This is a genomic window from Lysinibacillus sp. NPDC056220, assembly GCF_049315265.1.
In the GTDB taxonomy this organism is placed as follows: domain Bacteria; phylum Bacillota; class Bacilli; order Bacillales_A; family Planococcaceae; genus Lysinibacillus; species Lysinibacillus pinottii.
Genome location: NZ_JBMOXD010000003.1, coordinates 342251 through 355632 on the forward strand (window position 1 = coordinate 342251; position 13382 = coordinate 355632).

Below are 13382 nucleotides of genomic sequence, written 5' to 3' on the forward strand. Positions count from 1 at the left end.
ACCGCCTCCTAAAAATGATGAGCGACAAGCCGCTTCGTAAATGGATGCTTGGGCTCCTTAAAAATTTCAGACATTCTCCCACTTTCTACTATTTCGCCATTTTTCATCACCAGAATAGAATCAGCCATCTTAGCAACTCCTAAATCATGCGTAATCAATAGTATCGTCGTCCCTAAGCGGGCATGGAGATTTTTTAGCAATTTGATAAATTCTTGTTGATGGAGCATATCTAGAGCAGAGGTTGGTTCATCCGCCATCAAAACGTCTGGTTCATGATAGAAGGCGCAGGCAAGCATGCAGCGTTGTAGCATGCCACCTGAAAGCTCAAATGGATAGCGATTTAACACATCCTTAGGTAGGTTTAACTCCTTTAAAACGGCTGTGATTTTATCTAAAAATTCCTCTTCCTTTTGCCCTAGCCTCGAAGCGGTCAACCTATAGAGTTGATGCTTTATTTTTTGGGTGGGTGAAAAACTATTCATTGCATCCTGAAAAATGGTAAAAAAGTGCTTTTTGCGTAGCTTCACACGCTCCGGTTCTGACATTGTCATGACATTTCTTTCATTAAATACAACGGAACCCTCCATAGTTGCTCGTGCTGGTAGCATCCCAAGCAGAGCTGAAAGGGTCGTACTTTTGCCGCTGCCACTCTCGCCAATGATAGCGGTAATTTGACCTTTAGGTACAGTAAAAGTCAAGCCTTGAATAAGGGATTTGCCGTCTAATTGAACAGCCAAATTGTCAACTTTAAACATGCGTTCGGTTCCCTCCTTGTTTGAAAGTACCTCCAATAACTTGCACACATAAAATCGTTATAAAGATTAACAGTCCAGGGAAAAGACCCATCCACCAAGCCCCCACAAGTAAATCATTTTGCGCTGTGTACAGCATTGTTCCCCATGATGGAGTAGCTGGTGGGACACCAATTCCTAAAAAGCTTAAGGAAACTTCGGTAAAAATAGCCCCAGCAAAATTAAAAATGGTTACCACAAATATCGCAGGCATACAATTACGTAATAAATGGCCAAAGAGAATTTTCCACAACGGCGTGCGGAACATTTTCGCCATCTGCACAAACTCTTGCTCCTTTAATCGGATAAACTCTGAGCGGACGATACGAGCTGTCACAAACCATCCCGTGATACCCATCACCATCGCCATATGCCACATACTGCCCTGCATCATTGCCTGTAGAGCTAGCACGATGACCAATGAAGGAATTGTTAAAAAGGCTTCGAGAATACGCATCATTACTGCATCAATGGCACCACCAAAATAACCACTTATGCCCCCATATATGATACCAATTATGCTAGATAGGACGACCGATACAATGGCAATAAATAGCGTCACCTTCCCCCCCACCAATAAGCGAGAAAGAACATCTCTACCCAACTGGTCAGTCCCTAATAAATGTGTGGCATTAGGTGCTTGATAAATTTGATTCATATCCATTACATTAGGCTCAAAAGGAGCTAATAATGAAGAAAAAATAGTCGTTGTAAAAATAAGAGCTAGAAGCACAAGCCAAAAAATCGGATATCGCTGTTTTCTCATACAAAGCCCCCTCTTCTTAATCGAGGGTTCAAACCAATCATCAGTATGTCAATGACGAATAAACAGATGACCACGACCACGCCTATGATTAAAATAGCCCCCATCAAAACGGGGAAATCTTTGAGCATGACGGATTTTACCAAAAGCTGTCCTAAGCCTGACCAACCAAATAATGTTTCGACCACAATGGAGCCTCCGAAAAATGATGGGATGGTCACCCCAACATAATTGATATAAGGAATGACAGCATTTCGTAAAATCATCCTTCGAATTTCACGTTCTGGTACTCCATTCGCGCGTGCTACTTGAACATAGTAGCTATGATTCTCTACTTTCACACTATCCTGCAAAAAACGGGCAAAGATGCCCACATGCGACATCACGAGGACTATAAGCGGGAGTGCCATATGATATAAACGATCCATGAACCCTCCGTTGCCCCGCACATCATTCATTCCTGAAGATGGAAACCACCCTAATGTTATGGAAAAGACCATGATGAATACTATGCCTAGCCAAAATGGTGGTATGGCTGAGCTTGCAATACTAAAGATGGAAAGTCCGCGGTCGAGTAATGAGCCCTCCCTCATGCCAGCCTGTAAGCCTAGCCAAATAGAGGCAATCGTTACTAGAAATAACGTCAGAACAACGAGCTGTAGTGTGTTGGGTAACCGCTCAAGTAAAATCGTCAAAACAGGTCTTCCTTCTTTAGCTGAATATCCCAAATTACCTTGTAGTGCTTCACCTAACCACCGTCCATACTGTAAGAGAACAGGTTGATCGAGTCCAAAGGCTTGTTCAATACGTTCCTTCTCTGCGGTCGATAATGTTTGGGCATTGCCTCCATAATAAGCTGCTGCGGGATTACCAGGAGCGGCATGCATCATGAAAAAAGAGAGGAAGCTCACGATAATGAGGACAATTGTCCCCATTATCATTCGCTTCCCAAGCCATTTAGCGATCATTCCATTTCCACTCCTCAACATTCCATAAGAAGCCTGCCCCATGGTGACCTAAAATTCGCTCTTTAACACCATTAATTTGTTTATCGATACCATATACAGCATCTACATAAGCAAAGTAGGCAAAAGGTGGGTCTTGAGCTAGCTCCTCCTGCAATGCCATATAGACCTTCTTACGTTGCTCAGGATCGACTGTAGTACGGCCTTCCTCTAGCAATGCATCTACTTTTGCATTGGCATAGCTGCCGTAATTATAGCCAGCACTTGTGAGACTGGATTCTCCAGAATGGAATAGGCTGTAGGTATGATGGTCCGCATCATAGGGACTTCCCCATCCAACCATAAAGGCTTCTGTTTCTTCAATAACAATATTGCTCCAATCTAGCGCGGCCACTTTCACATCTGCCCCAACAGCTTTATAGCCCTCTGCCACATAATTGGCCATATTTACACGCACAGTATCAGTTATGGGCGCAGTAATGGTAAATGTTAATTTTTGACCATCCTTATAGCGGAAACCGTCATCGGCTAATTGCCAGCCTGCTTGCTCGAGCAGCTTATTTGCTTTTTTTACATCGTAAGTATAATGTTCGATTTTTTCATTTACAAAATTATGTTGTTGTAGCGGTGAATAAGCTTCTGTTCCATAGCCATGTAATATACCTTTTACAATGCCTGCACGATCCGTTGCGTAGCTAATTGCTTTTCTTAGTGAAACATCCTTCCAAATAGGATACTTCATATTAAATAAAACACCTCGATAATCAGCGGATTCAACCTCGTACATTTTTAAACGTTCGACTTTTGACAGTTCCTCAACCTGATTTGGATCAAGTAATGCAATATCCACCTCACCCGATTTTAGCTGTAGGGCACGCACATTGCTATCAGGGATAAATTTAAAAATGACTTGTTCAATCGAAGCCTTTGTCCCATAAAAAGTAGGAAATGCTTTTAGCGTCAGGCTTGTCCCTTTATCCCATTGTTCAAACCTATAAGGCCCTGCGCCGATTGGTTGTTGGTTAAATGAAGCGGTTCTCATTTCCTGTCCTTCGAAGGCATGCTTTGGCAAAATAGGCACAGTTAATTTGTCTAGCATCGGTGTAAATGGTTCATCTAATTGGATGGTCATTGTCGTGTCGTCGATTTTTTTCATGCCCGTCACATGGATAAAATCAGATTTTAAATAGGAGCCGTTTGCATCGTCAAGAATACTTTCAATGGTGAAAATAATATCGTCCACCGTTAAAGCCTGCCCATCATGAAATAGCACATGATCATTAATCACAATTGTATACGTCATCTGGTCATCTGATATTTTAATACTTTTAGCCATATCAAATACTGGTACATTGTGTTCATCGAAACGCATCAAACCTCTAAATAAAAAGGCATCTAAATTCGTTTCCTCTAAAAGAGGATTTAAACCTGCAAACTCAGACTCTGACGCAAAAACAAGCTCATTTGCTTGTGAAGACGACAAAGCAGATGACTGTTTCTCCTCGCCTTGACTGGACTCTTTCGTACAGCCTGCAAGACAAAGTATCATTAGAAGTATCCATACTGAAAACTTTTTCAATTCACTATCTCCTTTATCACAACGGAAATTACAATAATGCTGTCATCTGTTCAAACATACGATTTATTTCCTTGTGAAGTGTTCGTTGCTCTTTGGCGAGCCATCTACAATGAATCGCCTGATCTGTTAGCTTTGTTACGCTTGCCTGAAGAGATTGCTCCTGTTGAATTAAATCCTGTAAATCTCGCATGTTAAGATTTTTCACTAGTGGTGACACAATCCATAAAGAGCCGATATAAAGTGCTTTTTCGAGCAAGCCAAGCGCTGCAAAATTCATTTCCTGTGGTTTGAAATGGATGGAATCAAACGCAATAAGTTGTTCCTCTACATAGACCTTATATTTCGACTGGTAGGCTTGATAATCAAAGACTTCCCCTCGCATTTCTCGACCTGGTGCAACAATTTCACCCCAAATTAATGTCGAGCTCTCCTTCATGCGAATGGTTGTATCTGCTTGAAACTTGGCTCGTTCAAATGGAATAGTTACTTCAGGGAGCCATTCTAATCGTGCCTCATCAGCCATCTCAACGGTAATAGCCTGGGTACAATGATTGCCTGTATGCGAGGGATAGATTTTCAATGCCGATTGTTGCTTCAGCCTTACTCGGCTTCCTGACGCAAGTTTGACATTGATTTCATTGCGGTCTCCTGCTACCATCCCACCAGAGGATTCCATCAAGAATACTGTGGCAGTTGGATCACTACCTTCATATAATTCACGGCTAGCCTTTAGGGGAGGCTGTTGGTATACATGAACCAGTCGTGTATAGCCCCTCCTAGGCTCAAAGGCCATTTCTAATTTGCCAAAATGATTTATTTTCTGTGGATTAACCATGGTTGTCAACGGCTTCTGCACCTTCAAGTAGCATATGGTGCTGAATCCATTCAACCACCTTATCTACATTCGTTTGAGAACGAACATCTGCAAAAATGTATGGACGGCCACCACGCATTTTTTTCACATCCTGATCCATGATGTCTAGATCGACCCCCACATGAGGCGCCAATGATGTTTTATTGATTAGCAGTAAGTCTGAACGCGTTAGCGCTGGACCGCCTTTACGTGGGATATCCTGTCCCTCTGCCACATCAATGACGTAAATATAGCCATGCACTAGCTCAGGACTAAATGTTGCAGATAAGTTATCCCCACCACTTTCAATGAAAATTATATCCAAATTTTTGAAGCGTTTAGTTAAATCATCAATCGCTGCAAAATTCATTGATGCATCCTCACGAATAGCTGTATGAGGACAACCTCCTGTTTCTACCCCAATAATACGCTCTTCGGCTAAAACGCCATTCGTAATTAAATATTGGGCGTCCTCTCTTGTGTAAATATCATTGGTAATTACCGCTACTTGATAATGCTCATGCATCACACGTGTTAATTGATCTACTAATGACGTTTTTCCTGACCCAACTGGGCCGCCGATGCCAATACGTATTGGTTTCATTGTTATCCTCTCTCTTTCTATGAAATAAATAATCTGGAATATAAAAACTCATGTTTCATGGATGCCAATTCAATCCCTAACGCATTATTCGTTAAATCATCCATCGTTAACGACATCACTGTTTGCGCTGCTTCTTCTACCGAAATCAATAGCTCATTCAATGCTTGGACACCTGTATTTTGACCAAATGGTACAGCACGTACAGCATTTTGTACTAAGCCGCTAATTGAAGCATACATAAAGGTCATCACTGCGTGAAAGACATTGACACCAAGTGCCTCGCAATAAATTCCATAAAGCACAGCGTAATGTCCCTTCACTTCTTCACGCTCAATTTTCTCCTTCCATTGCAATAAAAAAGGGCATTCCATAAGTGGTGTCACCGTTCGCACAAATTGCTTCCCTACGTTTACACTCGCCTCTTTAGATTCTTTGGCCAGCTTCATAGCCCCACAAAGTTCATCCAGCTCTGTAAGACGAGCAAGATCTCTGTCTTTTGCTGCGTGGAATGCTTCTTGAATTAGTATCGCATCTCCATGCACTAAATTATGAAATAAATAGCCCTGACAAAATTCGATTAATTGATCCTTTGTGCGAATGAGATCTGCTTGAATATACGTTTCCATACCATAGGAATGTGTATAAGAACCTATTGGAAATGCCGAATCATGAATTTGCAATAGTTGCAGTATCGATAAATTAGTGAGAGTGTCCACGGTATTTGAATGGCTGCTTGAAACGTCTTTCTGTTGTTTCATAGTGCACCCCTATTTCATCTAATAATGGATTAATCGTATGATCCGCTCGTACGATGATTTCATTGTTTTCAATTAGGCAAGGGGTATGGCGATTCCCTAATTCGAAAGCTGATTTTCCCATTTCATGCATGTCGTTTGGTGTTATAACAATAACAGGCTCTAATTTTGTACGGATGGCGATACGACGGTGTTCATCCTCCCATAATAAATCGCCATATTTTAATGGTTCATCCCCTTCTAAACGTAAAGCAATGTCTGTACCTTGATCTGTTTCTGTGCGTAGAATTCGTTTACTTAATTCCTCCCACTCTAGTTCAATCCACTCTGTTTTCTTTTCATGATGTTCTTCTTCGTGTGCAATGTTCCCCATGATTTTTTCAATTAACATATGTTTAGCACCTCATCGTCTTTTTATTGGCTGTTACGCTCACTTTAATTGCTTAGAATAAGAAATATCGTTGAGCCATCGGTAGTACATCCACTGGCTCGCATGTTGCTAATTCTCCATCAATTTTTACTTCATAGGTTTCTGGATTCACATCTATTTCTGGCGTCTCACTATTTAGTTTCATGTCAGATTTGCGAATATTTCGGCAATTCGAAACCGTCCCAATCATTCTTTTCAAGCCTAATTTTTCTGGCAAACCTTCTTCGACAGCTATTTTTGGTAAAAATGTCATGCCACAATTTTGAGGACCCTGTCCATAGAAGCCATAAGTCTGACGGCCTTTCATTGGCTGTGGTGTTGGAATGGATGCATTTGGATCTCCCGTAATCCCATAGACGGCAATACCAGCCTTGATGACCACTTCTGCCTTTACGCCAAAGAATGCTGGGTCCCATAAAACGATATCGGCTAATTTTCCTTCTTCCAATGAACCTACTTCATGGCTAATACCATGTGCAATTGCTGGGTTAATATTTAGCTTCGCCATATAGCGCTTGACACGGTAATTATCATGCTCCTTGCCCTCATCCTGTGGTAAAGGTCCACGTTGCTTTTTCATTTTGTCTGCTGTCTGGAACGTCCTAATCGTCACCTCTCCCACACGGCCCATCGCCTGTGAATCCGAAGACATAATGCTCAGGATTCCTAAGTCCTGCATAATATCTTCTGCAGCAATCGTTTCAGGACGAATACGTGAATCTGCGAATGCGACATCTTCTGGCACATCATGCTTCAAGTGATGGCACACCATCAGCATATCTAAATGCTCATCAATCGTGTTCGTTGTAAATGGTTTCGTAGGGTTCGTCGAAGCTGGCAAAATATTTGGTAAAGATGCCATTACTAGCTGGTCTGGCGCGTGTCCACCACCAGCACCTTCCGTATGGAAAATATGAATAACACGGCCACCGATGGCATTGATTGTATCTTCTACAAATCCTGCTTCATTTAATGTATCGGAGTGCAGGGCTACTTGAATATCGTATTCATCTGCAACAGTTAAGCTTTGGTCTAGTGCAGAAGGTGTTGCCCCCCAGTCCTCATGAATTTTCAAACCAATGGCACCTGCACGAACTTGCTCAATAATTGGTGCTGGGTCTGAGGCACTGCCTTTTCCAAGTAGTCCAACATTGATTGGAAAGCCTTCCATGGCCTGTAACATGCGATGTAGATGCCATTCACCAGCAGTTAAGCTTGTCGCCTTTGAACCTGCTGCTGGTCCTGTTCCGCCGCCAATAAAAGTAGTTGTTCCTGCTAATAGGGCCGTCTCTACTTGATCGGGACTGATGAAATGGATATGGGTATCAATAGCACCTGCTGTAGCTATAAGCCCTTCACCTGCATATACCTCTGTCCCTACGCCGATAATCATGTCCTGATCGACACCATCCATACTATTCGGATTGCCAGCTTTGCCAATGCCAATAATTCGACCATCTTTAATACCGATATCAGCCTTCACAATACCCGTATAATCAATGATGACGACGTTTGTGATGACGGTATCTAGCACACCTTCATTGCGTGTATTTTTACCGTTTTGCCCCATCGAAACACGCAATGATTTACCACCACCAAAGACACCTTCATCTCCATAGGATGTATAGTCCTTCTCAATTTCGACCCACAAATCCGTATCGGCTAAACGCAATTTGTCGCCAACTGTAGGACCGAACATTTTCGCGTAAGCTTCATGTGTTACCTTCATTTTTCTTCCGCTCCTTTAAAGCCGCCTTCAATTGCCTTGTCTAAAATTTCATCTTTATGATGGGTAGACCCTTCTGTTAGCTTATTTAAGCCAAAGACATGCTGCTTACCACCAAATTCGACAAGCTCTACTTCTTTTTCTTCCCCAGGTTCAAAGCGAACGGCCGTCCCCGATGGAATATTTAAATGCATACCGATTGCATCTTCTCGATTAAATTCTAGAAATCTATTGACTTCGATAAAATGAAAATGTGAACCTACTTGAATCGGGCGATCTCCTGTATTGGCTACTAGTACCTTTTTGGTTGCCCTGCCTACATTGATTTCAATTACACCCTTCTTTGGTCGGATTTCTCCAGGAATCATTTACCCACACTCCTTTACTGAATTGGACGGTGAACTGTGACCAGTTTCGTACCATCTGGGAAGGTACATTCCACCTGTACATCTGAAATCATGTCACCGACACCCTCCATTACGTGCTCTGCTGACAGAACATGCTTTGCCTCACTCATTAGCTGTGCAACAGTTTTTCCATCTCTAGCACCCTCCATTATAAAACTACTAATAAGGGCAACTGCTTCTGGATAATTTAACTTTAAGCCGCGAGCTTTTCTTTTCAGCGCAAGTTCTCCTGCTACATGGAGGAGTAGTTTTTCTTGTTCTACTGGTGATAGCTTCAAATTAATCTCTCTCTTTCCTATATTCAGAATTATCTTTCAATAACAATTTTCGAAGCATACTTCCTTTCAATTGCATGTGCTTTTTAATAACCATTTAGTTTTTTAGCATATAATTGTTGTCTTACAAATTATGATTTCGCAAGGGATATGCGAAGAGAAATAGAAATGACTTGTTGACCCGGCAAACGCGGGTTGCAATAGTTGAAGTGAGTAATAGAGGTAACAGCTAGTCCATTATAAAAAACTACATTAAAAAATTCAACATTTTTATTTATCTGTGAATTTACAAGTTTTATAAATAACTCACAAAAAAAGAGGCTTATTTTACAGAAAATCGGTCAACTGTAAATAAGCCTCTTATCATGTTGAGTAAAGTGAAAATAAAATTATACTAAAAAAATTGTAATTTTATGTTATTAGGGTTAGTATTTCAGGGCTATAAACCCTTGAAATTTTTCACTTATATCTTATACCCCAAACTTATTTGTTAATTTTTGTAAATCATCAGCTTGTATGCTTAAATCCTGTGTGACGTGATTGACAGCTTGCATAGACGCAGTTTGCTCATCCATTGATTGCAAAACAGCCTCTGTATAATTCGATAATCTGCCCATTCCATCCGCAATCGTTATGACGGTTGATGCCACCTCATTAGCGCTACTAGCAAGCTGTTCAGCTGTTGCGGAAATGTCTTCAAGCTGGTTATTCATTCGACTTACATGCTGAGAAATTGTCCCAAATGATTTTGTCGCCTCATCAATGACATAAACACCTTGCTGAACATTTTTCAAATCCTCGTCCACAGAGGAAGCGACTTGTTTTGTATCATGTTCAATACCTACGACTAAGTCAACGATTTGCGTAGCAGATTGCTTCGATTGCTCAGCTAATTGGCGCACCTCTTCGGCCACTACTGCAAAGCCTTTACCATGTTCTCCCGCCCTTGCTGCTTCTATGGCAGCATTTAAAGCTAATAAATTCGTTTGATCTGTAATCGCTGTAATCATATCAGTCATCGATTTAATATCTGACATTTTAGTGGATAGCTGCTGCATAAGACCACTAGTTATCTCTGTTGACGATGAAATATATTGCATCTGTTCTTTCGCTACATGTAAAATGCTTACCCCGTTTCCAGCAACCTCATTCGCCTCTTTGGCATGACTAAAAACATCCTGTGTAGCTACCGTAATTCGTTCAATTCCATCAACAGTTTCTTGCATAGCTTGGGCACTATCACTAGCGGATTGTGCAGCTTGCTTCAAGCCATCCGATGTTTTCTCTATCTGTTGGTCTACTTCTTCCACAGCTAGCGTAATTTCATTTGTACTTGCTGATAATTCTTCAATACTCGTCGATAAATCTGTAGAGCTATTCGCAATTTTTTGCGTCATTGTTCGTAATTGATTTTTCATGTCTAAAAAAGATTGTGCTAGCTGAGAGATTTCACCTTTGTCATGTACCTCAATGACAACTGTATCTAATTTGCCAGTAGTAATCCCTTGTGCAGCCTCCGTCAGCTGTTTGATGGGCTGTATCACTTTAAAATGGACATAGACCGTGTACGAAAGTGTAAGGACAATTCCTAAAATGGTTAAAACAGTTGCAAGCCATTCTAATGTTGTTACATTGGCCAAATCTAAAAATAAAATAATAATCATTAACACATTTAAAGCTGAAAAGCCAAGTAAACTCTTATTTCGTAAACTCATAACAAATTCCTCCAACTAAAATATTACTTCCATACCATTATTATAGTTGAATAATCCTAAAAACATAAGAAAAAGCCCCCTTTTCATAAGAATAAAGGTCTAAATCTCCATAAAAAAGACCGTAGACAGCCACGAAGGCATATCTACAGTCCTTACCATTATTTTAAATTCATGATGCTAGAGCCAGCGATACCTGGGTGTGTCATTTCATATGGGTCTAAAATTAGGTCTAGCTGTTCATTCGTTAAGACACCCGCTTCAATACAAAGTTCACGGATTGAACGACCTGTTAGAATCGCTTCACGCGCAAGACGAGCAGCAACTTCATAGCCAATATGAGGGTTCACAGCAGTTAGTACCCCTACACTTTTCTCTACATATTCTTTCATACGTTCTTCATTTGCTTCGATATCTTTTAAGCAGTTTTCTGTAAACGCACGGAAGACATTATTCATAATGCTGATAGATTGGATAAGGTTAAATACTAAAACAGGCTCCATAACATTTAACTCTAATTGACCAGCTTCAGAAGCTAATGAAATTGTATGGTCGTTACCAATTACTTGGAAAGCCACTTGGTTCAGTACTTCTGGCATCACAGGGTTCACTTTACCCGGCATGATAGAAGAACCTGGTTGACGAGCTGGTAAAAGGATTTCCCCTAAGCCGGCACGTGGACCAGAAGCCATTAAGCGTAAGTCATTAGCAATTTTCGACATATTAATCATACAAATTTTCAACGCACCCGATACTTCTGTATAAGCATCTGTATTTTGTGTAGCATCAACTAAATGTGTCGCACCTTTTAATGGTAAACCAGAGATTTCTGCAAGGTGCTCATCGACAGATTTAATATAATCTGGGAAGGCATTTAAACCTGTTCCTACAGCAGTAGCGCCCATATTTACATCATATAAGTTTGGACGTGTTTGACGTATACGTACAATATCACGGTTGATGACACGGCAATAAGCTTCGAACTCTTGTCCTAAGCGAATTGGCACAGCGTCCTGTAAATGCGTACGTCCCATTTTAATGACATGTGCAAATTGCTCTGCTTTTTGATGGAAAACAGATTGCATATAATCCATCGTTTCTAATAATTCATCTATTAAATTTAACACAGCGATATGAATAGCTGTTGGGAAAGCATCGTTTGTTGATTGTGACATATTGACATGACTGTTTGGACTTACTGTATGATAGTCACCCTTTTCTTTTCCTAAAATTTCCAGGGCGCGGTTGGCGATGACTTCGTTGGCATTCATATTGATGGATGTTCCTGCTCCACCTTGGATTGGGTCTACAAGGAATTCTGCATCCCATTTGCCATCAATTACTTCTTGTGCTGCTTCGACAATTGCCTCACCAATTTCTTTTGATAATAGGTGTACTTCCATATTACTTAAAGCAGCTGCTTTCTTCACAATCCCCATCGCTTTAATAAGTGAAGAGTGAATTGTGTAGCCTGTAATCGGGAAGTTTTCCGTTGCACGTAATGTTTGAATTCCGTAATAAGCCTCTGCTGGTAATACGCGCTCACCTAAAAAATCTTTTTCTATACGTTGTGTTGACATCATTGTCGTCTCCTTTTATGTAATACTCACACTTGATAGTAGCTAATAAAAGTCGTATTGTAAACAGTCATTTTTCTGTAAACGAAAAAAATCCTTCAAAAAAGCAAAGAAATCGCTAAAAACCGAGCACATTTTAATAATGCCCTAGCATTATTAGCCGATTACCAAAATAATTAGGCAACTGTTTGAGATCGTATTACAACAGCTACTGTCTCGTTCAGCAATTATGCAAAAAAACCAATAGAATAACCGACTAGGTCCATTCTATTGGTTTGTTCCTTCTTCTATTATTTATTCGATGTGACAGTAAAACGGCTATTTTGATGTTGAGGATTTTCAAGCTCATCCAATACTGCCACTGCATAATCTGCGTAGCTTACATAACTTTCACCAGCTTCATTTACTAATAAATGATCTACCCCTGCTGTATAGTGACCTGTACGTGGACCTTCTGGATCAAAAAATGCAGACGGACTTAAAAATGTCCAATGGATAGCAGATTGTTGTAGATCCTGTAGGTTTTGTCCTTGATTTTGCGCAGTTGCTAGGTACAAAGCTGGGAAATCTGGTGTTTCCATCACACGAATTTGTTTTTCAGGGTCTACAAAAAGGCTGCCTGCCCCTCCGACAACAAATAATCTTGTATCAATGCCTTTGAATATTTCGATTAAATGACGACCAGCTTTCACATGTAAATCCTCCTGACCTGCTGGTGCGCCAAACGCATTCACCACTACATCGAAGCCTTTCATTTCTTCTTGCGTTAAATGAAACACGTCTTTTTCAATTACGGGGATAGCTGTTGTTACTTTTGCTGCAGAACGAACGATGGCTGTTACTTCATGACCACGTTGCACCGCTTCCTCTACTATTTTTTGTCCTGCTTTACCTGTTGCACCAATGACAGCAATTTTCATTGTATGTTCCTCCTTAAATTATAGT

At 40.8% G+C, this 13382-nt stretch carries 14 protein-coding genes; all 14 read right to left on the bottom strand.

All coding sequences use genetic code 11. From position 1 onward, the window contains the following. Window positions 1-8: 8 nt before the first annotated feature. The gene (locus ACOZBY_RS11760) at window positions 9-755 is read right to left on the bottom strand and encodes an ATP-binding cassette domain-containing protein (RefSeq protein WP_422762398.1); all 747 of its coding nucleotides are present in this window, start codon (window positions 753-755) and stop codon (window positions 9-11) included. After that, window positions 748-1557, bottom strand: coding sequence for an ABC transporter permease (locus ACOZBY_RS11765; RefSeq protein ID WP_099805175.1), 810 nt, complete (start codon window positions 1555-1557; stop codon window positions 748-750). Before ACOZBY_RS11765 ends, ACOZBY_RS11760 begins: the two co-directional genes overlap by 8 nt. Next, entirely contained in the window at window positions 1554-2522 is a 969-nt protein-coding gene (locus tag ACOZBY_RS11770; RefSeq protein WP_036216051.1) for an ABC transporter permease, read from the bottom strand. Before ACOZBY_RS11770 ends, ACOZBY_RS11765 begins: the two co-directional genes overlap by 4 nt. Beyond that, window positions 2512-4098 carry an ABC transporter substrate-binding protein gene (locus tag ACOZBY_RS11775; RefSeq protein ID WP_422762399.1) on the bottom strand — a complete coding sequence of 529 codons (1587 nt, stop codon included), beginning with the start codon at window positions 4096-4098 and terminating at the stop codon, window positions 2512-2514. The genes ACOZBY_RS11770 and ACOZBY_RS11775 overlap by 11 nt, the downstream gene beginning before the upstream one ends. 28 nt (window positions 4099-4126) lie before the next feature. After that, window positions 4127-4933: an urease accessory protein UreD gene (locus ACOZBY_RS11780; protein ID WP_099805261.1), complete on the bottom strand. Its 807-nt coding sequence runs from the start codon at window positions 4931-4933 to the stop codon at window positions 4127-4129. Continuing rightward, on the bottom strand, window positions 4926-5555 hold the full coding sequence (ureG, locus tag ACOZBY_RS11785) for an urease accessory protein UreG (protein ID WP_036168136.1): 630 nt from the start codon (window positions 5553-5555) through the stop codon (window positions 4926-4928). Before ureG ends, ACOZBY_RS11780 begins: the two co-directional genes overlap by 8 nt. A gap of 17 nt (window positions 5556-5572) precedes the next feature. After that, window positions 5573-6313 carry an urease accessory protein UreF gene (locus tag ACOZBY_RS11790; protein ID WP_227256840.1) on the bottom strand — a complete coding sequence of 247 codons (741 nt, stop codon included), beginning with the start codon at window positions 6311-6313 and terminating at the stop codon, window positions 5573-5575. Continuing rightward, window positions 6255-6701, bottom strand: a complete 447-nt coding sequence (locus tag ACOZBY_RS11795) for an urease accessory protein UreE (protein ID WP_012294328.1) — start codon at window positions 6699-6701, stop codon at window positions 6255-6257. The genes ACOZBY_RS11790 and ACOZBY_RS11795 overlap by 59 nt, the downstream gene beginning before the upstream one ends. Before the next feature lie 52 nt (window positions 6702-6753). Further along, entirely contained in the window at window positions 6754-8469 is a 1716-nt protein-coding gene (gene ureC / locus ACOZBY_RS11800) for an urease subunit alpha (RefSeq protein ID WP_012294327.1), read from the bottom strand. Then, the gene (locus tag ACOZBY_RS11805; RefSeq protein ID WP_012294326.1) at window positions 8466-8834 is read right to left on the bottom strand and encodes an urease subunit beta; all 369 of its coding nucleotides are present in this window, start codon (window positions 8832-8834) and stop codon (window positions 8466-8468) included. Before ACOZBY_RS11805 ends, ureC begins: the two co-directional genes overlap by 4 nt. A gap of 14 nt (window positions 8835-8848) precedes the next feature. Then, entirely contained in the window at window positions 8849-9151 is a 303-nt protein-coding gene (ureA, locus tag ACOZBY_RS11810) for an urease subunit gamma (protein WP_325881997.1), read from the bottom strand. Between the two features lie 467 nt (window positions 9152-9618). Next, on the bottom strand, window positions 9619-10863 hold the full coding sequence (locus ACOZBY_RS11815) for a methyl-accepting chemotaxis protein (protein WP_031419862.1): 1245 nt from the start codon (window positions 10861-10863) through the stop codon (window positions 9619-9621). A gap of 158 nt (window positions 10864-11021) precedes the next feature. Then, on the bottom strand, window positions 11022-12443 hold the full coding sequence (gene aspA, locus ACOZBY_RS11820) for an aspartate ammonia-lyase (RefSeq protein ID WP_012294323.1): 1422 nt from the start codon (window positions 12441-12443) through the stop codon (window positions 11022-11024). Window positions 12444-12727: 284 nt separating this feature from the next. After that, window positions 12728-13357 carry an NAD(P)-dependent oxidoreductase gene (locus tag ACOZBY_RS11825; RefSeq protein ID WP_012294322.1) on the bottom strand — a complete coding sequence of 210 codons (630 nt, stop codon included), beginning with the start codon at window positions 13355-13357 and terminating at the stop codon, window positions 12728-12730. Between the last annotated feature and the right edge of the window lie 25 nt (window positions 13358-13382).

Bases quoted from the DNA above. Each gene is read 5' to 3' on its own strand.
- ACOZBY_RS11760 (WP_422762398.1), bottom strand. From the start codon at position 755: ATGTTTAAAGTTGACAATTTGGCTGTTCAATTAGACGGCAAATCCCTT.
- ACOZBY_RS11765 (WP_099805175.1), bottom strand. From the start codon at position 1,557: ATGAGAAAACAGCGATATCCGATTTTTTGGCTTGTGCTTCTAGCTCTT.
- ACOZBY_RS11770 (WP_036216051.1), bottom strand. From the start codon at position 2,522: ATGATCGCTAAATGGCTTGGGAAGCGAATGATAATGGGGACAATTGTC.
- ACOZBY_RS11780 (WP_099805261.1), bottom strand. From the start codon at position 4,933: ATGGTTAATCCACAGAAAATAAATCATTTTGGCAAATTAGAAATGGCC.
- ureG (WP_036168136.1), bottom strand. From the start codon at position 5,555: ATGAAACCAATACGTATTGGCATCGGCGGCCCAGTTGGGTCAGGAAAA.
- ACOZBY_RS11790 (WP_227256840.1), bottom strand. From the start codon at position 6,313: ATGAAACAACAGAAAGACGTTTCAAGCAGCCATTCAAATACCGTGGAC.
- ACOZBY_RS11795 (WP_012294328.1), bottom strand. From the start codon at position 6,701: ATGTTAATTGAAAAAATCATGGGGAACATTGCACACGAAGAAGAACAT.
- ureC (WP_012294327.1), bottom strand. From the start codon at position 8,469: ATGAAGGTAACACATGAAGCTTACGCGAAAATGTTCGGTCCTACAGTT.
- ACOZBY_RS11805 (WP_012294326.1), bottom strand. From the start codon at position 8,834: ATGATTCCTGGAGAAATCCGACCAAAGAAGGGTGTAATTGAAATCAAT.
- ACOZBY_RS11815 (WP_031419862.1), bottom strand. From the start codon at position 10,863: ATGAGTTTACGAAATAAGAGTTTACTTGGCTTTTCAGCTTTAAATGTG.
- aspA (WP_012294323.1), bottom strand. From the start codon at position 12,443: ATGATGTCAACACAACGTATAGAAAAAGATTTTTTAGGTGAGCGCGTA.
- ACOZBY_RS11825 (WP_012294322.1), bottom strand. From the start codon at position 13,357: ATGAAAATTGCTGTCATTGGTGCAACAGGTAAAGCAGGACAAAAAATA.